Origin of the sequence: Sphingobium sp. MP9-4 (genome assembly GCF_005281675.1) — a bacterium.
Classification (GTDB): Bacteria; Pseudomonadota; Alphaproteobacteria; order Sphingomonadales; family Sphingomonadaceae; genus Sphingobium; species Sphingobium yanoikuyae.
This window is the reverse complement of sequence record NZ_LUFI01000025.1, coordinates 46,225-68,345: the sequence shown is the minus strand read 5'-3', so window position 1 is coordinate 68,345 and position 22,121 is coordinate 46,225. Positions and strand designations below refer to the sequence as shown.

Below are 22,121 nucleotides of genomic sequence, written 5' to 3'. Positions count from 1 at the left end.
GGCAGGCGGCTTTCGGCGACGCATTGCATGTTTTACAAAATGGCGTATATGTTCAACGCGAGGAGTTTTCGATGGCAACGAAGCACGAAGATCATTTGTCCCAGCGACATGAAGCGGTCGTGGCCGCCGCGAAAGCGGCAGGTTTGCTGTCAGGCACAAACTGCGCCGTCGGCGCGCGCGTGCCGCGTGAACTCATCGATCGCGCCAAGATGCGCAGCGGGATCGCCTCGACCACAGATCTCGTCGAATATGCTCTTGCCAAAGTGGCGCTCGAGGATGATTTCGGTGCGAGACTGGTAGGCCGGAAGGGTTCCATTCCTGCGGATATTGCGCTTGGGATTTGATCGCAAGGCGTCGCTACGCAGGATCAGGCCGCAGCGGCGGGCAGCAAGGCTGACACGGCGGTCCGAAGAGGGATTGCCGCTCGTTCACAAGACAGCCGTCGTCGGCCGGGAGCTCCTGCTTGACACCTGCGTCTATATCGACGTGCTTCAGGGCAAGACGCCTCTCGAAGTAGACCGCTTGCTGGAAAACCGGATCGTCAACCATTCGAGCGTGGCGCTTGGCGAAATGACCCATCTGATGGGTGCGCTCGATCCGGCCGACAAGCGCACAGCGTCTGTTCTCAAAATGCTGGGGCGGACAATCGACGATATTCCCGAGCATCGCCTGAGCGTGCCCTCTTCGCGTGTGTTCGGCGAGGCGGGTATGCTGGCGGGAACGGTAATACGCCTTTCGGGTCAGCCGCATTCCATCGCGCTGCTCAACGATGCCCTGCTGTTTCTTCAGGCTGCAGCGACAGGTTGCGATCTACTGACAGGAAACCGGCGTGATTTCGATTTTCTGGATCAACTCATGCCGGGAACGGGCCTGATCCTCTACTGACCGCTGGTTCACCTGTTCGGGTCACACCTCATCGCGCAGAATGGAATAGACGTCACCACCATATAGGCGGGCGGTCTGGCAGCTCTCATCCCAGAAATGCGTTCCGGCGCGGAGGCGCGCCGCCACCCAGAGTCCGGTGTCCAGGGTGCGCCAGATGCCGATGGCGGTCCACAGCCCGTGTGGAGAATATTCAAACCAGAGTTGGCGGCCGAGCTGGCCGCATTTCATCTGAAATGCCCAGCCGCGACGGTGGCGCTCAGCCCTGACCTCGTTCCCCGCATATAGGCCGGGCAGGATGCGCTCCATGCTTTCGCCGTGGCGGATCATCGAGAATCCCCGGCGGTTACAAGCGGTTCGTCCTGGAAGATGTCGGCTGCCCACTGCGCGATCCAGGGGTCGGAAATTTCATCGTGCGAAAGTTGCCCCTCTTCGATCAGGGCCCGGATTTCGGCGCGGGCCTGTGCAATCGCCCTCTTCCATGGATCGCGTGGCAGTCGGTCGTCGGGGCCGAGCGGCAGCTCGCCCTGTAGGGGCGCGGGAGAACGGGCGGACCGTGCATATTGGCAGCGCGCCCATCTTTCCATATGATCGGCGACGAAGGCGTCGGTCTTGGAGATGCCGCGCTGGCGCGCCTCAATCCTGCTGGTGAGGCCGAATGCCTGGCTGTCTGCCGATGCGACACGATGTTCGAGCCCGCTCAGCTTGCTGAGGGCCGTGCCTTTTATGCCGAACCCGTGAATCATCGTCTTGGCTCCGAGAATCCGATCGAGATGCTCGAAGATGGCGACTACCCCATCGCTGCCGCCTACGGGTCTGCGGCACATGGAGCCGATACCGATCAGAGGTACGGCCTCGACGATATCGCCCAGCGCATCGATGCAATTTTCATAATCGCCTGCGACCCGGCCTTGCATTACCGGCATGAAGCGATGGGCAATGCCGCGGTCATGAGCGCCGCGCCAGCAATCGCGGTTGACGCGGATGGTCCTTGAAATCCGGTCGCGAACCTCTTCGCGATCGGGTGCGATCTCAGGTTCAACGCAATAGTCCATGCTGGCGAACCAGCGGAACGGATAGCTTGCGGCGAGATCGAGATAGTCCTCGGTTGCCCAAGGATATGCGTGATAGCGCGACAAAGCCACGAATCCCGCACTGTCCAATGAAATGCTGGACAATCCGCCGGCATTTTTCAGCAAATCGAGGCGCCACCCCTGCCATTCCGGCCAGCCCTTGCTGCGATTCCAGCGCGAGAGCGCGTTCGCCGAGATGAGTGTCGGCACCTGCATGGCACGGGCGCGGCTCAATATCGGTCCCTCGCGCAGGTGCGGAAGGCCGACCATGATTTCGATCGCCATGGGGCTCAGGCGACGCGCCAGCAGCACCAGCGTTCTGCGGCTTGCCGAGCGCTGAGCAGGCCATGGTGCGCGCTACACCATCTGCGGAAAGATGGATCGAGAGCAAGTGCGGGGTCGCCGAGTTGACCGACCACATCCTGGACAAAGACATCGGCCGGATCCTTGTCGAGCCCGGCGCGTGCAGCGGTGATGGCCGTCTAAAGCCGTACCGCCATCTCCTCGGCTTCCTCGATGGAAATATCCTCGAGGGCGCGCATACCGCCGCGTGGTCCGCAGATGGCAAGCGTTATGACCGTCATCCCGGCCGGCGTCCGGCTGAGCGCGGTGATATGGACATGATGGAACATGGCGGTCTCCAGATATGTGAAATCTCGGATGGTCAGAAAAGGCTCAGCTGTTGCGGCATGGCCGGCGGCGATGCTCGGGGATCGCGCGACGGTGAAACTGCGTGGTTGATCGGGACTTGCGCAGGCGGCGCTTCGACAGCATGGACAAGCGCCTCACCAGTGGGCTCGTGGCGTCGTCGATGGGCGAGCCGGGCGTTCCATCCGCCCAGAATATGGGCCGGTGTGTACCAATGCTCGCCCGTTTCGCCCGAAAGGGAGTTTCCGACCATAAGATGCGCCGGCACATGCAGCAGCGAGAGCTGGACATAGGCCATATGGATCGCGCGCGGGTCGATATCGATCGCGGTAACATGAAGATGGCGCTGATAGTTTATACCGAGATCGCGCATGGCCTCAGCGAGCGCGATCACCATCGACCCCGCCCCACAGGCCGGTTCCATCGCGGTCACGAAGCCATGCTCCCCGATGATCGCTTTGACGCTTTCGCAATCCCCGATGGTCACCTGGGCCATGAAGCGACTGAGGGTAAAAGGCGTGAAGAACTGACCACGCGCCTTGTTGTGCAGTTCAAGGTCGTGAAACAGGGCGCCCAGCACATCGCCAGCGCCGACTTCGAGCGCCTGCACCAGTTCAGCGAGGACTCGCGGAAACAGATCAATCACATCCGGCCGGTAGTGTCCGACAATGTCGAGATAGCGCGCCTCGCGTGGCTCGCGCTGCCGCAGATCGACGCTGTTGGCCAGGGCAAGTGCCATGGCCTCCATACAGTGGCCGAAAACGGTGTAGAGATCGTGGCGCGGCTGGCTGCGGCGGAGCAGCGTCGCCATCGCCTTGAGATAGGGCTCATGCATCGGAGCCTCCGGATCGATGATGTCACGCGCGCGTGGGCGCGGGCGGATGAGCCAACCGCAGCAGGATCTTCTGTGCGGCGCTTTTTCGTAACCGCCCGGAATTCGCGCGAACTGAAGAGTGCGGGCGCGGGTATGGCCCTGCTCAGGCGGCGTTCAGGCGAATCCACTCGTACAGCAGGTGGTCATCCGGACCATGTTCCGAGCCGATGGCGATCCGGATCAGACGGCCGTCACAGGCAAAGGCTGATGCCCGGGGAAAGCTGAGGTAGGAGCGTCCTTCAAGGATCAGGTCGCCGGAGCGCACCTTCGTGATTTCGCGGGTCGTGCCGAGCAGGCGATGACCGGCTGGCGCGTCGATCAGTTTCAACTGGTCGCCGGCTCTGATCCGCTTCTTGAAGGCCGCCAGCGATATCACCGTATCGACCGGATTGCGGCTCCCCTGGCGCTTTGCCAACGCCGCCCAATAAGCCTGGCCAATGCGCACTTCGCAGTAAAAGCTGCACGACCAGAAATCCTGCAATGGATTTGTCCGGGTCGAACCGAACCGTTCCATCTGATCGCGCACCTCGACAATGAAGGCGTTCTGCGCGTCGCGGCCAGTCAGGTCGGTCGGAGCATCGAGGAGCTCCGCGATGACCTTGCGCCCTCCGGAGAATTTCTCCGTGCGGATCGCGAACGTGGTTTCAGCAAAATGCTGTGCCAGATGGCGCTCGATCCGGGAGGCGAGCGACGGCAACGCTTCTCCGGCGCGATAGAGGTCGCCTTCATAGTGGAAGTTCCCGCGGTCGTCATGTTCGGTCTGGCTATACAGGCGCGCGGATGCGCCCGGCGCGGTGGCGTCGGTCATGATATTGTCCTTCTGGTTTGAGATGATTTTGTGGTGTGTGCCGGTCAGGCCGGCGGCGGCACCGTCAGGGCATCGGCGCTATCGCCTGCTTCAATCCGGGCGAGCGTCCAGTCGAGATAACCAAGGCGCGTGTCGCCATTCAGGACCTCGGCGATCCGGTCGACGGAAGGATGGTCGGGGTCGTCGACCCATGGATCGGGCGGGTCTCGCACTGGCGCGGTAGCGAATATGGCCAGTCGTCGCGCCAGCCGCTGTTGCGTGGTCTCGAACTCGACATGATCGGCGAATATCGCGCACCACCCTCCCCCGAAGCTGTCGCGACGGGGACGTGAGCAGTTGTAGCTCCAGTCGAAGCCGAGGGGCTGGGCCTTCAAACTCTCCTGGCAACAATGGCGGATGAGTTCGGCGATCGGGCCTGGCTGGAAGTCCGTGGTTCCGTAGATCGAGACGACACAGTCGACGCCGCTCTCAATTTCGATTTCCGCTCCGAAATCGGGAAAGGCGGGGTCATCGAAGAGCCCGAGCAGGCCGTTGAACGGATTGCCGAGGTCCGTCGGCATGAAGGCGGCGAGAAACTCCGCGCTCGGTTCACCTGGCGTGAAGTCACCCAGCAGGTCGGCAGCATGCTGCCACGCCTCGTCGATCAACGCACTTTCGGCTGCCGTGCAAGTGAAAGCGAAGGATCCCTGGACATGATGATCAGCCATGGATGGTCTCCGAAATAGCCGGATCGCCCGGATCGTCGTCGACCAGCAACAATGGGGGCGGATTCATGCGCGCAAGGCGGTATTCCGCTTCGATCGCCTCGAGACTTCCCAATTCCCTGATGCGTTCAATCGGGAAGAGTTGCTCGTCCTCCTCGGTTGTCAGAACCAGTTGTGGTTCGCCATGGCCGAGGTAAATAACCCGAACAGACGGAAAACTACCGGGATAGCCGCCGGACCAGCGAACATAGTGGAGGCCATGACGGCGACAGACATCTTCGATCTCTTCGAAACGACCATCGGCGACGTCATGATCCATCAGCGCGAGTGGCGTATCGGTGGGTAGATCTTCAGGACTGAACGGCGTGCCATCCCAATCGATAGCGGGATTATCGTTGCCTATAGCCTTGATGAGTTGAGGATATGTGGAGCGGGCAAGCATGCCGCCAATCATGATGTGGGCGGATACGCGGTCGGCCATGGTTCGCCTTTCATGGAAACAAGACCTTCAATCGGTCCTGATCTTCCCCTCTTCCTCCCCTTCTCATTTTCGGTCCCATGCGCGCGATGCACAGGGTGCTTGCATGAGCAGCGCTTTCCCGCTTAGCTGTTGCCCCCAAGTTCTTCCCCACAATCACCGCCATATTCATGGCCTTCCAATTCAGGGAGTTTTACGTGGCCGACACCGAGCAGCCCGATTCCACCGCCATGACGGTGCAGTTATTGAGCGCCTATTTCTCGAACAATCAGGTGCCGGCGGCCGACATTGCCGGGATCATCGAAGCGACCCGTGACGCGCTGGAACGGAAAGCCACGGTAGAGACGCCGGCAGCGCCTGAATATGTTCCGGCTGTATCGATCCGCAAAAGCCTCGGTTCGCGTGAGCACATCATCAGCATGCTCGACGGCAAGCCCTACAAGACGCTGAAGCGGCATCTGGCGACAAATGGGCTGACACCGGAAGAATATCGCGAACGCTATAATCTTCCCAAGGATTATCCGATGATCGCGCCGGCCTATTCGGAGCATCGACGTGCTGTCGCGCAGCAGCTGGGGCTTGGAAGGCGTGTTGGCGCACAGTCGGCGGCTGAAGCGTCCGCAGTCGAAGCAGCGCGTGTGGCCGAGACAGAAGCGGCAGGGGCTTCGGCGACTGTGCCGGAGGTTGCACCGGTGACCGAGGCGGCCCCTGTCCCTGAGAAAAAGTCCCGGCGTGTTCGTGTCAGGGCTGCTCTTGCCGATCTGGGCGATGCGGCCGGGACCGCTGCATCTGAACCGACGCCGGAGCCGGTAGCTGCGCCTGCACAGCCCGAAGGCGCCGCCGCTGCAAAGCCGGCAAGCAAGAAAACAGCTCCCAAGAAATCCGCTGTGAAGAAGACGCCGGCCAAGGCGAAGACGAAGGTTGCGGCGAAAGCCCCGACGCCGGCGCCCGCCGAGGAAGTTGCGGCCGCGCCGCCAACGGCGGAAGCTGCAAAACCCGCGGCCAGAAAGAAGGCCACAACGAAAGGCTCAGCCGTGAAGGCCGCTCCACCCACGAAGCCGAAGGCGCCTCGGCGGCGTGCTGCGGCGGTCAAGCAGGATGCCGGCGAGGCGGAGGTCGCCGCACCGGCGGAATGATGATCTGCGGCGAAGTGCGGCGAAAGCGCGCCGTACTTCGCCTGTCCGGTGCGTTACCGAGCCGAGATCAGCGGCGCTCGGCGATAATCCTGGCAACGATGTCCCGCGCCCGTTCGGGTGGCAGGAACAATCTCGTCTTGAATTGCACGACCTCGCTGAATGCGCCGCATGCTTTCAGCCAGGACCGATCTTCGGGGCGATAGTCCCGGATCTCGAGACGGGGACTGTCGTTGACATGAACCCGTGCGAGCCTTGCGGTTCCAAGTCCGGGGATCGGAACGCCGGTCCCAGTACGCGCGCCGGCGATGATTTCGTCAGGACCAAGGGCGATGCCGCCATCAAGCCCGAACTCCCTTTCGAGCCGTTCGAGGGCGGCAGGATGGATGATACGCCCGAGGATGGACGTGCCGGCGCCATCGTCGATCCGCCACACCCGCACATCATCCTCGGGCAGCTTGTTCCAGACGGGCAATAGCAGGCCGGTGGCGAGAGTAATCGTTTCGACCAGAAGATTTTTGCCGGCTTCAGTGGCCTCCTGTTCCCAGAGGTGCTGGAATGTGTCGCGCTCGATCTCGCCCCAGTGGCTGGCCGCCAGGGCTGCGACTTCCATGCGGGACTGGCCTGTGGGGCGAAGAAGATAGCATCGCTCGATCCAGTTGCCCTCTTCATCCTGCCCCGGCCATGTCGGCACGCGCAGCGCCACCCGGCCGGAGCGGGCATTGCGAAGCCAGGCGATATCGTCCGCATCCTTGCATTCGAGCTGGAGCATCGCCCAGTTGGTGATCGGCGGCCGCCGATGCAGTTCCAGGCGCAATAGCCTCGTCTCGGCCCCGGTCACGGGATCGGTGCGCAAGAGTTGATCGGACAGCAGATCCATGCGGTCGGCGCGGATGGTCTCGATGCCCAGGTCCAGTGTGCCTGCCGTGCGCGCTGCTTCGACGCGATCCTCGACCAGTCCCAGAAACTCCTCGAATATGCTGTTCTGGGTGGCGATCCGCAACGCCAGGATCCGGTTGAGCCAGCGATGGATAGGGGGCAGGCGCTCGAGCAGTTCCCCGCCCTCGTCGCACAGCTCAAGTCCCGTCATCGCCTGAAAGTCGTCGAGCGAGACGCTGCGCAGCTTGGCCTCGTAGAGAAGATGGAACCACTGTGTGAGTGCGTCACGAGCATAGTCCGATTCCAGATTGTCGGACGGGTCGAAGAGATTTTGCGATCCGGTCTGGCGCTGTCCCCTGGTCAAGGCGCCCAATGCTTCGAGGCCGCGGATGAGGGTGCTGAGGAAGCGGCGCTCGCCGCGGCAATCGGTGGTGAGCGGTCGATAGACAGGGGCGGTCATCTGATTGGTGCGATGACTGCGCCCGAAGCCCTGTACGGCCGAGAGGATGCGGAAGCCCAGCTCGAGTAGGAAATGCGCGCGCCGACGGTGGGCGGTGGGGCAATTCCGGTCGGAATGCATGGACCGGCCGGTGCTGCCCGCGAGCGAAAAGGCGGCGATCGGCTTGCTTCCGTTCTGGAATGCCTGGACTTCAAGGACATTGGCGCGGGCGCCGCGCCTCTCGATTTTCTGTTTCCCGGTGATATCGGTCACGATGCGCCGCGAGCGTCCGGTGATCTCGGCGACCCGGTCGGTTCCGAAATGCGCGATAAGGGCGTCGAGTGCAGTCGGAATCGCCGGAAGCGCACACAGATCCTCGATCAGTGCGTCTCGAGCGGCGATCGCCTGTCTGCACAACACCGGATTGCCCTCGGCATCGGTCATCGGTTCGGCACGCACGGCGCCGTCGTCTGCCCGGAAGACCCGCATCTGGCGTATGGGGAAGGCATTTTTCAAATAGTCGATAAGGGTTTCTTTGGGCGAGACCTGAACATCCAGCATGGCCCGCTCCTCGGCGGTGAGTTCGGCGATCCGCCGGTCCATGATGGCTTCACCCGTGCTCGCAAGCTGCACCAAGACGGCGTTGTCCGACGCCAGTTCCTGTTCGATCGCCCTGATGAGCGAGGGGATTTTCAGGCTCACGAGAAGGCTGGAAAAGAACCTCAACTTGGCCGACTCGAAGGAACTGAGCGCCGATCCGCGCGCCCGTGCGTTCTGCGTCTTGCCCGATATCCGGTCGACGATGCCGATCTCGGCCAGCACTTCGCGTAGCCCGCGGTGAATGATGCTCCAGCTATCCGCATAGGCGTCGTAGATCGCGATCTGGTCGGGCGTCAGCACATGTTCGAGCGGCTCATATTCGACGCCCGCGAAGCTCAGTGCCCGGGCGGTGTAGAGGCCCATCGCCTTAAGGTCGCGGCAAACGACCTCAAGCGCTGCAATGCCACCCTCCTCCATCGCCTTCATGAACATGTCGCGCGTGGCAAAGGCCGTGCCCGGTCCCCAGAGGCCAAGGCGAACGGCATAGGAGAGGTTTTCAGGCTTCGCCGCGCCGGTGGCCGACATATAGAGAATGCGGGCCCGTGGCAGGGCATTTTGCAACCGGACGCCCGCCAGCCCCTGTTCCGACCCTTGAGCCTTCCCGAAATCGGTTTCCGTGCCGCCGGCATGGGCCAGCGCGTGGGACTCGTCGAAGACGATCACACCGGCAAAGTCCTCGCCGGTCCAGTCCAGCAACTGCTGCAGGCGCGATGCCGAGTCATGGCGGGCGGAGCGCAGGCCGGCATAGGTCAGGAAGACGATGCCGCTTTCCATCGTGATCGGTTTGCCGAGAGGGAAATTTGCGATCGGCTGGATATCGATGGCAAGGCCGCCTAGTGCCGTCCAGTCGCGGCGCGCGTCCTCAATCAGGTCAGCCATGGAAATCCAGATCGCGCGGCGATTGCCGCGGTTCCACTGGTCGAGAATGATGCCTGCCGCCTCGCGGCCTTTGCCGACGCCGGTGCCGTCGGCGATGAAAAAGCCGGTGCGATAGTGGTGACCGTCCCTGTCCTCGATCAGGCGATCGCCGGCGAGATTGGCCGAGAAGCGACCGGCAAGATCGCGCTCATGGGCGTCGCCCGCATAGATGATGGTTTCGAGCTGCGCCTCCGAGAGTGCCTTGATCGCGCGGTCCTGGAGCATTGGCTGATAGCTGGGTGCCGGAAGCGACACAGAAGCCATGGCGATGGATTCGACGAGGTCGTCGGGATGCCGGGAAGCATCCTCGATGGCGATCCGCGCGAGGCGCCAGGCGGAGTAAATGCCGATGGTCTCGCCAGGCGCAAGCGGCGCCTGTTGCGCGGTATAGATAATCGGCCGCGCCTCATCCGCCGTGGCGGCGATCCGGGAGGGTGGCGTAAGCCGTTGGCCGTTCATGCGCGCGAAGAGCATGGCGGGCGATTGGGCGGGAGGGATAAGGGAACGGGGTGCAGCGGCGGCCGGCGGCGGGGCAAGCGGCGGCGGCTCGAGGGGATCGAGCCGATCGGGCATGGCAAGCACGAGGCGTAGCGCGGCTTCGATGTCACCGGCAACGTGGCGCTCGGGCGTGCCGGTCCATCCCTTGTCGAAGACCAGCAACCGCACATCGACCCCCGTGCCATGCTTGGCGTATGGACTGCCCGATATGGTGAGTTCGGCGCGGGGTGGCACAAGTTCGGCCACGGCATTATAGCCAAGCGCCGCGGACCCTTCAGGCGAGAAGCTGGTGGGCATGATGGCAACGCATCGCCCACCAGGGGCCAGGCACGCCAGTGCGGCGCGCAGATGGCGCGCGCCGGCATGACGGTCGATCCCGCGCCCGGCGCTGCGGCTGAAGGGCGGATTGATCAGCACCAGCGTCGGCGACTGCTCGCCTGCCAGCAGATCATGGATATTCTCGCCGTCATGGCGGGTAACAGTCTGACCGAAATTCCGGGACAGGAGGTCGGCGCGCGCCGGATCATGTTCGTTGAGAAGCAGGTGCGCGCCTGCCCGCAGGCCATGGACGGCAAGCATGCCGGTGCCGGCCGAGGGTTCGAGCAAGATATCGTCCGGTCGGCAGCGCGCCGCTATGGCCACGAGCCAGGCCAGGGTGATCGGCGTGCTGAACTGCTGGAGATCGACCTGCTTTTCCGAGCGATAGGTCTGGGTTCGCAAGCCGCGCTCGAACTGCCGCAGACGTTCGAATATGTCGGCAGGCGTGCCACCAAGGAGCGAGCCTTGCGGATCGGCGAGGAGCAGGACCTGGGCGGTTTCCAATGCGTCATAGGCATCGCGCATCGACCAGAGCCCGCCGGCATCGTCATCGCCGAAAGCCTCGGTCATCAAGCGCTTGAGGCCCTGGCGACTGACGGCGGCGCCATTGCGCAGGCGATGGGAAAGAGAGCGGGCGACCTCGGACAGGCATGTGGCGCTATCTTGGGTCTGCGACAGGGCGAGTTGGGGCAAGTTCATGGGCACCTCTTGGGACAACAGGACAATCCTCCTGTCCCCTTCCCGCTCTCCTCCAGTGGGGCGCTCGGATTTGCGCGGTCGGATACTGTGTGGAAAATCGGACCGGGTCCGAGGGAGACCGTCCAGTTCTTCAGGGGCTGACAGCCATCCCGGCACCTGCCTTGCTGCTCGGCTTGGAGGATGGTGCGATTAGGATTAGATCATATCCACAAGGAGTGTATTCCATGCGGACGCCCCAACAGTTCAACGTGACGCTGCGGAACGACATGGCGGTGCCAGTGCGCGCCAAGGCGGTGTCGGGCGAATATGCCAGCGAGAGCGAAGTCATTCGCGATGGGCTGCGCGCGTTCCAGGCCCTGGAGACATGGCTCCGCGATGAGGTCGTCCCTGGCCATGACGCCTATCAGGCCGATCCCTCGCGCAGGATTCCGCTAGAAGAGGTGCGCGCCGGCCTGGCCGAACGTCATGAGCGTACCGCCAACTGCGGCTGAAGGTGGTCCATTCCATCATCCTCACGCCGGAAACGCGTGGTCATCTTGATGCCGTTTATGACGATATCGACGCTGCCGCGTCGCCAGCGCAGCGCTTTAGCCTTCGATCTCGACGTCGATCAGCGTCGGGATGGCCGTCTCGATCGGAGTGTAGAGATCGACTTCCGCCTCCGGCGTCTCAAGACTGACGACGAGGGCGTAACGCGCTCTGTCGTTGAAGCGCTTGAGCCCGGTTCGCTCGCGCCACCAGCCGGTGATCGGATGGATATAGAGCATGTTTCGGGCGGCCAGCTCGACGGCAGGGCCTTCCCAAATATCGACGTGCAGCGATCCGGCCGAGATGGTGCGCTCGCCGAACAGCCAACCATCATTATTCTCGCTGACCGGCCGCGGGTCATTCTCCTCACGCCCTTCGGCGTTGTTCCTGCGCAGGAAGTTCGCGGTGGTCTCGCGTGACCGCTTCAAGTCGAACCGCAGGCCGAAGGATTGGTAGCGCGCCGGGTCGATCGCCGTGGCGAAGCTGGGATTGGGCTCGATGAAATAGGAGAGCGTCACCTTCAGCCGCACGCGCAGATTGTCGAGGTCTTCGAGAATCTGGCGTGGCCAGGGCAGCGGATAGACATGGGCCTCGTTGAAGCGGATGCCTGACGCCTCCTTGCGGAAGGGCTGAATCTCCCTTTGCGCGACAAGGGCGAGATCGTCGATCGCGGAGGCGCGAGCGCGGGCGAGATCGGGAAGGCCATATCCATAGCGGCGAAGACAATCCGCCTTGTCGCGCTTGGCGGCGCAGGCCGCGATGGCCTCGGTCATCAGCGGCGTCCAGCGCGCGCTATGGACCATCAGCGCGCGGATGGTCTCGGGCCAATAGTCGGGGTGATCCGCCGCGATCTGCGCGGCTAGGCGCGCCGCCTGCGCCGTGGCGGCGCTGGTCGCCCAGAAGCTGTCGAGCGGACGCTGACCGACATCGCGCGCGGTGGTGAGAAGCGAAAGGGAGTCGAGGCCGGCAATCGCTTCGGTTTTGGCGGGGCTGATCGCCCGGTTGCCCGCCTCGAACACGAGGTCGGGCTTGAACGGCGATTGACCGGCGCGCCAGAGATAGGAGGTGCGGCTGTAGGGGCTTCCGGCGCCGACCGCCGCCATCGGCGTCCAGTCCTGATAGCCGGCCTCCGCGATCTGGCTCTTTTCGGTGTAGCCGCCGATCGCCAGCGCGTTCCACGCCTGACAGGGATCTTCCGCCGGAAAGGCGTCGGCGTCCGTGATCTCCGCCGGATCGGCGTGGTCGGGGACGTTGCCTGCGGCGAGGACGATGAGCCGCTTGGGCGACGGGTTTTCCTGATCCTCGGATTCGGCGCCGGCCGCAGCCTGGTCGATGGCGGCGCTCCATGCGGTCGCCTCGGCGCCGCTGCGTCCGCCATTGGTAACGGCCATGCAGAACAGGCGCGCGCGGTCGGGGTTCTGGATTTCGGCGCGTGCGATGGCGCCTTGGGTGATGGGACCGTAAGCGTGAGGGTCGTTCGCGGGAAACCCTGCGGGCGGCAGGATTTTGACCGATTCCAGCCGGTGGGTCAGGCGTCGCTGTTCCTGATCGGCCAAGGGCGCCACGAGGTCGCCGTGCAGCGCCAATCCCGCCATGCCGGTGCCGTGGCCGGAGCCGGGCGCATGATCGTCGCCGCCCCAGGCGGGATCGACGCTCAACAGGTCTTCGACCGCCAGGGCGGGCTCGATCAGCGGATGGGCACGATTGACGCCGGTATCGAGAAGGCAGATGGCCGGCGCCTCGCGGCCGGGCCAGATCGTCCGTTCGGCAAGGTCGTCGATGAAGGCGCGCGCCTCGTCGCGCAGGTCATGGGTGAAAACATGAGGATTGTCGCTGGCGCGTCGCAGCTCGGCAATGCCGCCCGTCGCGAACAGCAGCAACTCGATCGCGGCGCGGCGACCATAGACCGGAACGACGATGGTTTCGGGAAAGCGCAGGAAGGTGTCGGCCTCGCCGACATGGAGCCCAAGCTGGGCGGCGGCTTCGAGAACGCGGTCAACCCGGTCGCGGAAGCACCACAGCGACCACCACATTTCCGCCTGGGGGTCTTCGGGCAATGCGGCGGGATCATCGCGCCAGAAGGTGCGGATGCGCGCCTCGCGGATATGCTCGATCGCTTCGACGCGGGTTTTCCCTTTGGGCGAGCCGGTGCGCTCGTTGAGCGGCCCGAACGTGTAATCCTGGAACACCGCTTCGAGCGTGTCGCGCATGTCGTCGGGCACGAACAAGGCGATCCGGCGCGCGCCTTGTTCGGTGAACGTCACGGCGCCTTGCCGGGTTTTCTCCCGCGTGCGTTCGAGCGTGGTCGGACCGGCTTGCGGCGACAGCTCCACTTCAAGGAAAGTGCCGTCCGGCGGGGGAAGGGGCGGAGCGCCATCCGGCATCTGCCGGGCCTGCTCGGCGTGCTGAAAAGCCGAAGCGAGTTCGGCGATCAAGCGCTGGCCGTGGTCCGCGCGGATGCGGATGAGCGGGCGCTGCCGGGCATTGCTGCCCGGCGACTTGAAAGCAACGCTGTGCGCCAGTCCCGAAATGTCGAGATGCGGTCGGTCGTGTTGCGCCACAGGTCAGTGTTTCGCGGAGAACGCGGTGCGCATCGCCTGGCGCTCGGCGAGGCGAGCGGTGATGTCGGGCGTGGTTATCTGGTCGCGCTGGTCGAGGATCGCAGCCTTGACGGCTTCGTCGGCCGCGCGCGCGATCTCGGCCTGGCTGAGGCCGCGCGCCGCCTTCTCGATGGTGGACCACGCCAATCGGGGATATTTGAGCGGCTTGAGGTTGGCCTTGACCACCGCCCGCACCTGTTCGGCGGAGGGCAGCTCGAACTCTATCACGTCGTCGAAGCGGCGCAGCAAAGCGCGATCGAGCAATTCGGGATGATTGGTCGCCGCCACGAGCGGGCTGTCGGTGGCGCTCTTTTCCTCCATGAACTGGAGGAAGCTGTTGAGGACGCGGCGCATCTCGGCAACGTCGTTGGAAGCGGTGCGATGCCCGCCTACGGCATCGAACTCGTCGAACAGATAGACGGCGCGACGACGGAGGGTTTCGTCGAACACGAGCCGCAGCTTGGCGGCGGTCTCACCCATGAAGCGGGTAATGAGCGCCTCCAGCCTTATGATGAAGAGTGGTAGCTTCAACTCGCCGGCCAGCGCTTCGGCGGTCATGGTTTTGCCTGATCCCGGCGGGCCGACGAAAAGGAGACGCCGGTTGGGCGCCTTGCCATGTTCGCGCAGCCAATCCCGTCGCCGCTGCTGGAGAATAGCATTGCCAAGCCGCTCCGATACGGCGGCCGGAAGGATCACGTCGGCGAGCGTCACTGTCGGTTCGCGAAGGTCGAGGAGACCTTCAAGATCACCGCGCGGGCGGGCGAAAGCGATCGGAATGGATGGGCTGACGCCACGCGCGCCGCGTGCAGTATCGACCGCCGCACGCAAGTCGTTCGCGGTGTCCCGGCGACCCTGCCGGGCCTCGGCGGCGGCCACCTGCAAAGCGATCGAGTAGAACTGCTCGTCGTCGCCTTCGGCTCGACTGCGCAGCATTGCCAATATCTGCTTGGCATTAGACATTGAATCTACTCGATTTCTTTCGCACGCAATTTTCCCCCATCGTTCCTGATTCGATAACGCAAACGCCAAGGGAAATGAAGAACAAGCTGATGCGGGATGCGACATTTGCAGACCAGTCCCGTCGACTTCGTCAATGATGGGTGTCAGCACATATGCTCTCTCGCTGAGAGGCGATAGTGCCTGACATATAGCCAAATTCGCGCAGGAGCCGGGGCAAAGTCATCTTACTCTTGTTGGAGGATAGATTCCAAGAGTGCGCGAGCCTGGCGTTTGGCGTCGCCAAGTTGAACCTCAAAGCCAGGGGGACAGGCCGTAGCCCATCCCCCCGGTCCCGATCAGGCAGCCTGGGAAATCTGATCGTCGTTGTCGGCGTCGACGATTCCAGTGGGTGATGCATCGCGATCGTCGCTCAATTCGCCGTGTTCACCGGCGATTTCGGCAGGGCCAAAGCGCATGGCTTCCGGAAGCCATGCAAGCGCCCGCTCCTTGATCTCGGGCTCGATGATGACGTCGCCTCCGAAAAGCCGCTCAGCCGAAGCCGAAAGATCGTGCTTCTTGGAACCGGCATAGCGCGATTGCAGCTCGAGACCGCCGATCTCCTGGAACAGGCTCAGAATGGCAGGCTTGGTCAGCTTGTCGAAGTAGGTGAGTGCGGTCGGCCGCCACCAGGCCGCGACATCGATCCCGAGCTTCGTTCCCAGATGATCGAGGAAGCTTGCTTCGCGGCGGCCGAGCGGGACGGCCTGCAGCGTGCGGGCGATCGCCCAGCCCAGCCAGGCTGCGCGCGCTTCATCGGGGAGAGCGCAGAAGGCGTCGTAGCGATCCGCGATGGCTTGGTGATTGACCCAGCTTCGATCGAGCGCCTCATCGAGCTTCTTCCATTCCGCCACAGCGGCCGTTTCCGGTTTGAAATCGGCGAGGAGGCGGGCGGAAGCCGAGGCGCGCAGATCGCTCGGAATGTCGGAGGACGAGACGCGGCATTCGCGATCGACCATGATGAAGGTGCCCAGATCCAACGCGAACGCGGGATTGCTGGCGACATGGACCGCCAGCAATTCGGTTTTCATCATAGCCAGCATCTCGCGCAGGCGCTGGCTCATCACCGGGCCGCTGTTTCGCGCTTCGTCCTCGCCGGCCTCTTCGGCGAGGATTTCGCCGTTGGTTTCCCCCTCCTCGAGGCTTTCATCCTCATCATCTTCACCCTCTTCGTCAGCGGCGACGGGCGCGACGAACAGTTCCTGGTGAATATGGGGCTGGCCGTCCGGCCCGATCACGAGATAGGCCAGCGCGTTCGCCTTCTGCTCGGCATCGACGACGGGTTCACGTTCGACGATGGCCGACAGCTCGGTCTGGAGGGCGGTGTAGCGGTTCTGGTCCTCCTCGTCCGGCTCGCAGCCTTCATCCTCGAGTTCGGCTTCCAGTTCGGCCAGTTCCTCCTCGATTTCGACCTTGCGCTGTTCCTGCTCCTCGCTGAGCGCCGGCGCCTCGACCAGCAACGGCGTCAGGGCGTAGGTGTCCATGTAGGGGACGCGGGTGTTAGCGACGGGACGGACCTCGGCAAAGCCTTCCCGTTCGCGCAGCATGTCCGCTTCGGCGGCGAGTTTCATCATCGCAAGCTCGTCGACGATATGGGTGTCGATCCAGCGTTCGTCGTCCGCGTTCGAATAGAGATCGGCGTCCTCGATCCGCCCGCCGGCGGCCGTGTATGCATCGCGACCGACCAGCAGCACGCGGGGATCGTTGCCCCGATAGCTATAGTCCTTAATGCGGCGGCGGATTTCACTGACGGAATGGCCGCAGTAGCTGTCCGAGAGCATGTCCCAGATCGCTTTCTGGCGCGCGCTGTCGGCCGTGGTGCAATAGGCCTTGGCGACATCAAGGGTGATCTCGCCATTCTCGAGTGCCTCGAAGATCGGCTCGGCAAGGTTGGCGAGACGCAGACGGCCCATCACGAACCGTTCGGTGAGCCCGAACCGTTTGGCGACGTCGGCCGCCGTCTTGCCTTCGACCTCGATGATATCCCTGAAGGCGCGGCATTCCTCGCCAGGTCCCATCGGAAGCCGCTCGAAATTTTCAACGAGACTGACCTCGCGGCCATTCTTGGCGTTGTCGAGAACCAGGACGGGGATCGCATGATCGGCCGGCAGGCTCCCCTTTTCGATCAGGCGATGCACGGCATCGAGGCGGCGACCGCCGGCGGTGATCCGGTAGTAGCCCTTCTTGCGCGAAACCGGCACCCCGACCAGGTTCTGGATGAGACCGTGGGCAAGGATGCTGGCTTCCAGTTCCGCATCGGCGTCCGCATCGCCGCGGGTCCGGACATTGACGGGTGACTTGGTGAGATTGGCAGCGGGTACGGGAATGGGAGTCTGGGACATGGGTTTCTCCATTGGTGCGGCTCGCTCATCGAACCGCCCATCCCCTCTCCCTTCCCTCTTGCTGCGCCGGGCCGGGGCCGTACGAGACAGGATCGCAGGCGACATGGCTTGTCAGCGATGGAAGCGTCCTTGCGCTCGTGGCTGCGAACAGATTTCCGCATTGGCGAGATCGTCACGCCGCGCGCGGCATGTCCTCGAGCACATCCGCCCAGTCATTATGAGGAACGGGGGGCCATGGGCTGAAGACCTTCAGACCCGTATGCTGATGAGCTAGCCGGATCTGGCGGTTCGCTTTCCATCCCGCCACATCCCTGTCGAAGAGCAGCACGAGGCGTTCCAGTCGGCTTGGCAGCAGGACATGCGCAGCGCGTTCGGCGCCGAGCGTTGCCCAGACCGGGATTCGATGAAGGTGCATCGCAGCGAGCGCCGTTTCGATGCCTTCGGCAAGGCCAAGAGTAGTGGTCGCAGGCGCTAGCTGCACCGCGCCGCGGCCAGGGCGTCCAAGCATCATCCGCGGGTCGGCCAGATCATTGGCTTTCAAGGCCGCTACGGGATCGAGAAAGGTGCGATGGATGGCAACGATCCGATGGCCCTCGCGGACTGCGGCAATGAGCGCGGGTCGAAACACGGCAGCCCTCCCCCGCCCCAACGGCGTGCGCGGGTTGTAGCGAAGGTCGCGCCAGGGCGGCACAAGGAAGCGGTTGACGAGATAGGTGGCGGCGGGCGTGCCGGCGATTGGATTGGAGGCATCCCAGACGCGCAGTGCCGGCCCGGATCCGGTTTGAAAGGAGCGGTGCCTGATCGAGGGAATTGGGGCGCCTCGCTCGGGCAGGTCCAGGTGAAGGTAGCGGATAGCCCGCAAGACGGCGATCGTGTCGCAACCGGCGAAGCATTTGAACAGCAGGGCGGAGTCGCCGACGCGGACGGAGAGGCTCGGGTCATGATCGTCATGGGCGGGGCAGAGACAAAGCCCCTGTCCACCGCGCCATCTGCCGCCCAGACGTTTGACGAGGTTTGCACCCGCTGTCTCGATTTCCTGCAGCCGCAGCGAGTCGACACATAGCGCGTTGCGGCGATGCCGGTCAGCTTGCGAGCGCAAACCGTTCAAGACACACGCTCCTCTTCAAAGCGATGTATTGCGCGCAGCAAGTGTCGACGCACCGTTTCAACGGATAGATCGAGCCGGATCGCGATATCATCGACCGGACATTTCTCGATGAAATAGAGTTCGAGTATCCGTCGGCCAGGTTCCGGTTCGGAGCGAATGATGCGCCGCAGCCATCGTGTGTCTTCGCGCAACTCTCTTGCGGATCGCCACCTGGTTCGCATGCGCGACAAAATTGCGAAAACAGCTTGAACCATTTTGGCGGGACTCCGGGGAGGCATGACGAAGCTCGCGATCTTGTTGAAATCCGGGCGTAAGCCCGCTTCTCGCCTCACCCTCCCCTTCCCTTTGACGACCGAATAACGTTCGTGAAATGAAGGTTGTCACGACGTTGAAGAAAGAACTAAATTTTTGCGTCGCAGCATTTTTGATAGGATTTCGGGGCCGACGGCTCTGGAGCGGCGGCCGGCGGACACGGCTATTTCACAGCCCGCTCCAGAAGGAGCCAGTCATGCTACATTCCCAGGAATATCAGTCGATCATTGAGGCATTTTACGAAGCAAAGGATGGTCAGGAAATACAGGAGGTTCTTGAACATCTCACCTATTTCCTGGGTTTCCGGCATTTCGCGATCGGGCATCATGTCGACCTTCTTAGTCCACCATCCACGTCCTTCGGCATCTCGAACTACACGCCTGGCTGGCTCAGCGAAGTCTTCCATGAGGGTTACTATATGGATGATCCCATCCATTTCCTGTGCAGCGGTCGAAATACGGGGTTTATTTGGCCTGATCCTCATCTGCTGAACCGCTTGAATGAGCGGCATCGTCACATCCTCGAACGAGGCGCGCTGCGCAATTTCCGGGCCGGCTATACGATCCCCGTCCATCTTCCCGGTGAATATTCCGGAAGCTGCACCTTCGCCACGCCCTTGTCGGGGGATATCTCCCGTGAGGTTCTGCCTGCCGCCTTCTACGCCGCCTCTCATGCGTTCGAGGCAATGCGGCGACAGGCACGCATGGCCGCGGGATTGAGCCTTGATCCCACTCCGGAGATCACTCCACGACAACGGGAAATCGTGTTGCTGTTGGGTCAAGGCAAGAGCTACGCCGAAATGGGAGATATCCTCGGAATTTCCGGGAATACGGCCCATCAGCACTGCAAGGCGGTGTTTCGCTCATACGGCAACATCCAGCGGTGCAATCTGATCGCCCGGGTGCTGTTCGACGGTCTCGCGAGCTTCCCGGAGATGCTCCGCAAGCACTAGCAATACCCAGTTCCGGTTATAGAAGTCTGTTGTTGATCGCACCGATGATGCCCTTTCCACCAACGAAGGAGCATCATCATGATCGAGATTTTCGAAGGCGCGGAATGGGGCGAAGGCTCTCCCGTGCTGAACGGCATGTATCGTGACCGGAAAAGGATATTCGTCGATCTGCTGGGTTGGGACGTACCGGTCGTCGACGGCGTCTATGAAGTAGACCAGTTCGACGACGAGCATGCGATCTACGTCGTCGCGACCAATGAGCGCGGCGAGCATGACGGCTCGATCCGTCTGCTTCCGAGCGTTCGCCCGCATGTCCTGGGCAATATCTTCCCCGAACTGTGCGATGGCCCGGTCCCATCGGGCGAGCATATCTTTGAGCTCAGCCGCGCCTGCCTTTCGCCGCGTAACCGCGCGGCGCGGAGACTGCAGGTCCGCAATGCGGTCACGACGGCCGTGGTCGAGTTTGCGCTGCTTCGGGGCATTCGCCGTTTCACATGCATCGCGGATTCAGGATGGCTGAGCCAGATCCTGTCGCTCGGATGGGACTGCCGGCCGCTGGGCTTGCCCCGGGAGATCGCGGGCCTGAGCACCGGCGCTCTCGTGATCGACATCGACGGCGACACACCCGACAAGTTGCGGACTGCAGGCACTTATGTGCCGATGCGCATCGTCCACGCCCAAGCTGACGGCCGCGCCGCAGCCTGACGGAGACATCCCATGACCATCATTGCTCTTGACCGGCTGGTGCCGGATACGAAGTCGTGCTGCGAGCGCCTCGAGGCGGAAGGCTATTGCATCATCCGCAACGCCGTTCCGTCCAGCCTGGTCGACAGGCTGGCATGCGACCTCGAACAGGATTTCGCAGCGACCCCGCATTCGGTCGGGCCGTTCTATGGCGAGACGACGCGGCGTTTCCACGGTCTCCTGCGGCGCTCGCGCCACATGGGGCGCTTTGCGCTCGACCCGCTTGTGGTGGCGGTCGTCGAGAGGTTCCTCCAGCCCTGGTGCGACACGATCCAGCTCAACCTGACGCAGGCGATCGAGATCGAACCAGGCGGCGTGGCACAGCCGCCGCATCGCGATCAGGACATGTGGCCTGTCCACACTGCCGGCGTCGAATATATGGTCAACGTGATGTGGCCCTTCTCCGCGTATCGGGCGGAAAATGGCGCCACGCTGATCTGGCCCGGCAGTCACCGACGGCAGGATGAGATCGTGATGCCCGCGGAAGATGCGATCGCAGCGGAGATGGATCCAGGCGATGCGCTGATATTCCTTGGGTCCACCTTGCATGCGGGCGGTGCCAACAAGTCGGCCAATTCCCGCCGCGGCATGATCATCAGCTACAGTCTCGGTTGGCTCAAACCCTATGAACTGCCGTGGCTGGCCTATCCGCCCGAGATTGCGCGATCCCTGCCCCGGTCTCTCATGACGCTTGCCGGATATCAGGCGCATCGCCCGAACCTGGGAACTCATGAAGGGCGATGCCCATCCCTGCTGCTCAATGCCATAGGCGATGGAGCGCAGGGCGCGATCGATGTTCTTCGCCCCGAGCAGGAACGGCTGATCGCGGACTATCGTGCCGGCCGGATCCTGCCAGGTTTGGGCGGTTCGCCGGCCGAAGATGGATGAGCCGCGATGGTCCGCCGCCGCATCTGCAATGCTCTGGTCGAACAACCCGGCTTCACCGAAAGTGAACTGGGCCTCGGTCGACGCCAGTGGCCGGTATGGATGATGTTTCTCGATCTTTACATGATCGAGCAGAAGGACATGGAGGAGGTGTTCAGACAATTTGCCCGTCTCTCAGGTCTGTCTGAAACGACGGGTTTTCGCAGGACCGTTGAAATGGTTGAGGCCGGAATGCTCGACCGGATTCCGCACCCTGACGATCATCGGCGCAGCTTCATCCGCTTGTCGGCGCGGACGAGGGCAGGGATAGACAAGGTGATGGATGATCTCGCGAAATTGCTGTTTCCGTGATAAGCGAGATCATCTTGATGTGGGCAGGGCATGATCCGGCGCCATGCGACAGCTTCTGGATCGATACAGGGTCGGCCTGGGATGAGTGACGATATCGACACGGGCCGGATCGACGCGGCAGTGCTCGCGCTGTTGTGGTACAATTTGCGCGGTACAGGGATGGCCTGGAAAGGCTTTGACTGGGATGCGATGGATCGGCTCCATCAGCGCGGGTTCATCACCAATCCGGTCGGCAAGGCCCGCTCCGTCGAACTGACGGCAGAGGGACGGGAAGAAGCCGGACGTCTTTTTGATGAGCTGTTCACCCGCCGCTAAAGATGCGTCATTTGCCGGCGGAAGTTCGGGTAATGGA

Annotated in this window: 21 protein-coding genes; 9 read left to right on the top strand and 12 right to left on the bottom strand. The window is 62.9% G+C overall.

Features of this window, described 5'->3' with window-relative positions; genetic code table 11:
• Positions 1–71: 71 nt before the first annotated feature.
• Together A0U87_RS07125 and A0U87_RS07120 are read left to right on the top strand one after the other, a co-directional pair.
• Positions 72–344, top strand: coding sequence for a hypothetical protein (locus A0U87_RS07125; RefSeq protein WP_137405362.1), 273 nt, complete (start codon positions 72–74; stop codon positions 342–344).
• Positions 334–885 (top strand): hypothetical protein, encoded by a 552-nt coding sequence (locus tag A0U87_RS07120; protein WP_240700521.1) that lies wholly within the window; start codon positions 334–336, stop codon positions 883–885. The genes A0U87_RS07125 and A0U87_RS07120 overlap by 11 nt, the downstream gene beginning before the upstream one ends.
• Before the next feature lie 21 nt (positions 886–906).
• Here the strand turns inward: A0U87_RS07120 and A0U87_RS07115 are convergent, their stop codons facing one another.
• The 7 genes from A0U87_RS07115 to A0U87_RS07090 form a co-directional block, all read right to left on the bottom strand.
• On the bottom strand, positions 907–1,212 hold the full coding sequence (locus A0U87_RS07115) for a hypothetical protein (protein ID WP_137405360.1): 306 nt from the start codon (positions 1,210–1,212) through the stop codon (positions 907–909).
• On the bottom strand, positions 1,209–2,240 hold the full coding sequence (locus tag A0U87_RS07110; RefSeq protein ID WP_137405359.1) for a hypothetical protein: 1,032 nt from the start codon (positions 2,238–2,240) through the stop codon (positions 1,209–1,211). The genes A0U87_RS07115 and A0U87_RS07110 overlap by 4 nt, the downstream gene beginning before the upstream one ends.
• Positions 2,241–2,437: 197 nt before the next feature.
• On the bottom strand, positions 2,438–2,587 hold the full coding sequence (locus A0U87_RS26150) for a hypothetical protein (RefSeq protein WP_170978369.1): 150 nt from the start codon (positions 2,585–2,587) through the stop codon (positions 2,438–2,440).
• 32 nt (positions 2,588–2,619) lie between these two features.
• Positions 2,620–3,438, bottom strand: a complete 819-nt coding sequence (locus A0U87_RS07105) for an N-6 DNA methylase (RefSeq protein ID WP_240700520.1) — start codon at positions 3,436–3,438, stop codon at positions 2,620–2,622.
• Positions 3,439–3,580: 142 nt separating this feature from the next.
• Entirely contained in the window at positions 3,581–4,285 is a 705-nt protein-coding gene (locus A0U87_RS07100) for a hypothetical protein (protein WP_137405358.1), read from the bottom strand.
• 44 nt (positions 4,286–4,329) lie between these two features.
• Entirely contained in the window at positions 4,330–4,992 is a 663-nt protein-coding gene (locus A0U87_RS07095; RefSeq protein ID WP_137405357.1) for a hypothetical protein, read from the bottom strand.
• Positions 4,985–5,470, bottom strand: coding sequence for a hypothetical protein (locus A0U87_RS07090; RefSeq protein ID WP_137405356.1), 486 nt, complete (start codon positions 5,468–5,470; stop codon positions 4,985–4,987). The genes A0U87_RS07095 and A0U87_RS07090 overlap by 8 nt, the downstream gene beginning before the upstream one ends.
• Before the next feature lie 194 nt (positions 5,471–5,664).
• On the opposite strand from A0U87_RS07090, the gene A0U87_RS07085 reads away from it, so the two are divergent.
• A complete protein-coding gene (locus tag A0U87_RS07085) occupies positions 5,665–6,603 on the top strand; it encodes a MucR family transcriptional regulator (protein ID WP_240700519.1) in 939 nt (312 codons plus the stop codon).
• A gap of 67 nt (positions 6,604–6,670) precedes the next feature.
• Here A0U87_RS07085 and A0U87_RS07080 read toward each other — a convergent pair whose 3' ends face one another.
• Entirely contained in the window at positions 6,671–10,951 is a 4,281-nt protein-coding gene (locus A0U87_RS07080) for a strawberry notch-like NTP hydrolase domain-containing protein (protein ID WP_137405354.1), read from the bottom strand.
• A 224-nt stretch (positions 10,952–11,175) separates the two neighbouring features.
• On the opposite strand from A0U87_RS07080, the gene A0U87_RS07075 reads away from it, so the two are divergent.
• Entirely contained in the window at positions 11,176–11,442 is a 267-nt protein-coding gene (locus A0U87_RS07075; RefSeq protein WP_137405353.1) for a type II toxin-antitoxin system ParD family antitoxin, read from the top strand.
• Between the two features lie 96 nt (positions 11,443–11,538).
• On the opposite strand, the gene A0U87_RS07065 is transcribed toward A0U87_RS07075, so the two are convergent.
• From A0U87_RS07065 to A0U87_RS07050, 4 genes are all read right to left on the bottom strand, one after another.
• Entirely contained in the window at positions 11,539–14,040 is a 2,502-nt protein-coding gene (locus A0U87_RS07065) for a S8 family peptidase (RefSeq protein WP_137405352.1), read from the bottom strand.
• 3 nt (positions 14,041–14,043) lie between these two features.
• Positions 14,044–15,039, bottom strand: a complete 996-nt coding sequence (locus A0U87_RS07060; RefSeq protein ID WP_137405389.1) for an ATP-binding protein — start codon at positions 15,037–15,039, stop codon at positions 14,044–14,046.
• 335 nt (positions 15,040–15,374) lie between these two features.
• Complete coding sequence (locus A0U87_RS07055) at positions 15,375–17,522, bottom strand: ParB/RepB/Spo0J family partition protein (RefSeq protein WP_240700517.1); 2,148 nt, start codon at positions 17,520–17,522, stop codon at positions 15,375–15,377.
• A 67-nt stretch (positions 17,523–17,589) separates the two neighbouring features.
• Positions 17,590–18,525: a toprim domain-containing protein gene (locus tag A0U87_RS07050; protein ID WP_240700516.1), complete on the bottom strand. Its 936-nt coding sequence runs from the start codon at positions 18,523–18,525 to the stop codon at positions 17,590–17,592.
• A 508-nt stretch (positions 18,526–19,033) separates the two neighbouring features.
• Between A0U87_RS07050 and A0U87_RS07040 the strand changes: the two genes are divergently transcribed.
• From A0U87_RS07040 to A0U87_RS07020, 5 genes are all read left to right on the top strand, one after another.
• Positions 19,034–19,789 (top strand): autoinducer binding domain-containing protein, encoded by a 756-nt coding sequence (locus A0U87_RS07040; RefSeq protein ID WP_170978367.1) that lies wholly within the window; start codon positions 19,034–19,036, stop codon positions 19,787–19,789.
• 78 nt (positions 19,790–19,867) lie between these two features.
• Positions 19,868–20,494, top strand: coding sequence for an acyl-homoserine-lactone synthase (locus A0U87_RS07035; protein ID WP_137405349.1), 627 nt, complete (start codon positions 19,868–19,870; stop codon positions 20,492–20,494).
• 12 nt (positions 20,495–20,506) lie between these two features.
• Complete coding sequence (locus tag A0U87_RS07030) at positions 20,507–21,421, top strand: phytanoyl-CoA dioxygenase family protein (RefSeq protein WP_137405348.1); 915 nt, start codon at positions 20,507–20,509, stop codon at positions 21,419–21,421.
• 6 nt (positions 21,422–21,427) lie between these two features.
• Positions 21,428–21,769 carry a MarR family transcriptional regulator gene (locus A0U87_RS07025; RefSeq protein ID WP_021228339.1) on the top strand — a complete coding sequence of 114 codons (342 nt, stop codon included), beginning with the start codon at positions 21,428–21,430 and terminating at the stop codon, positions 21,767–21,769.
• 81 nt (positions 21,770–21,850) lie between these two features.
• Positions 21,851–22,084 (top strand): DUF6429 family protein, encoded by a 234-nt coding sequence (locus tag A0U87_RS07020; protein WP_137405347.1) that lies wholly within the window; start codon positions 21,851–21,853, stop codon positions 22,082–22,084.
• Positions 22,085–22,121: the final 37 nt, after the last annotated feature.

What these genes read in the sequence shown, in the direction of transcription:
- A0U87_RS07125 (WP_137405362.1), top strand. Translation starts at nt 72, where the DNA reads ATGGCAACGAAGCACGAAGATCATTTGTCCCAGCGACATGAAGCGGTC.
- A0U87_RS07115 (WP_137405360.1), bottom strand. Translation starts at nt 1,212, where the DNA reads ATGATCCGCCACGGCGAAAGCATGGAGCGCATCCTGCCCGGCCTATAT.
- A0U87_RS07110 (WP_137405359.1), bottom strand. Translation starts at nt 2,240, where the DNA reads ATGGCGATCGAAATCATGGTCGGCCTTCCGCACCTGCGCGAGGGACCG.
- A0U87_RS26150 (WP_170978369.1), bottom strand. Translation starts at nt 2,587, where the DNA reads ATGTTCCATCATGTCCATATCACCGCGCTCAGCCGGACGCCGGCCGGG.
- A0U87_RS07105 (WP_240700520.1), bottom strand. Translation starts at nt 3,438, where the DNA reads ATGCATGAGCCCTATCTCAAGGCGATGGCGACGCTGCTCCGCCGCAGC.
- A0U87_RS07100 (WP_137405358.1), bottom strand. Translation starts at nt 4,285, where the DNA reads ATGACCGACGCCACCGCGCCGGGCGCATCCGCGCGCCTGTATAGCCAG.
- A0U87_RS07095 (WP_137405357.1), bottom strand. Translation starts at nt 4,992, where the DNA reads ATGGCTGATCATCATGTCCAGGGATCCTTCGCTTTCACTTGCACGGCA.
- A0U87_RS07090 (WP_137405356.1), bottom strand. Translation starts at nt 5,470, where the DNA reads ATGGCCGACCGCGTATCCGCCCACATCATGATTGGCGGCATGCTTGCC.
- A0U87_RS07080 (WP_137405354.1), bottom strand. Translation starts at nt 10,951, where the DNA reads ATGAACTTGCCCCAACTCGCCCTGTCGCAGACCCAAGATAGCGCCACA.
- A0U87_RS07075 (WP_137405353.1), top strand. Translation starts at nt 11,176, where the DNA reads ATGCGGACGCCCCAACAGTTCAACGTGACGCTGCGGAACGACATGGCG.
- A0U87_RS07060 (WP_137405389.1), bottom strand. Translation starts at nt 15,039, where the DNA reads ATGTCTAATGCCAAGCAGATATTGGCAATGCTGCGCAGTCGAGCCGAA.
- A0U87_RS07055 (WP_240700517.1), bottom strand. Translation starts at nt 17,522, where the DNA reads ATGTCGCCTGCGATCCTGTCTCGTACGGCCCCGGCCCGGCGCAGCAAG.
- A0U87_RS07040 (WP_170978367.1), top strand. Translation starts at nt 19,034, where the DNA reads ATGCTACATTCCCAGGAATATCAGTCGATCATTGAGGCATTTTACGAA.
- A0U87_RS07035 (WP_137405349.1), top strand. Translation starts at nt 19,868, where the DNA reads ATGATCGAGATTTTCGAAGGCGCGGAATGGGGCGAAGGCTCTCCCGTG.
- A0U87_RS07030 (WP_137405348.1), top strand. Translation starts at nt 20,507, where the DNA reads ATGACCATCATTGCTCTTGACCGGCTGGTGCCGGATACGAAGTCGTGC.
- A0U87_RS07025 (WP_021228339.1), top strand. Translation starts at nt 21,428, where the DNA reads ATGGTCCGCCGCCGCATCTGCAATGCTCTGGTCGAACAACCCGGCTTC.
- A0U87_RS07020 (WP_137405347.1), top strand. Translation starts at nt 21,851, where the DNA reads ATGAGTGACGATATCGACACGGGCCGGATCGACGCGGCAGTGCTCGCG.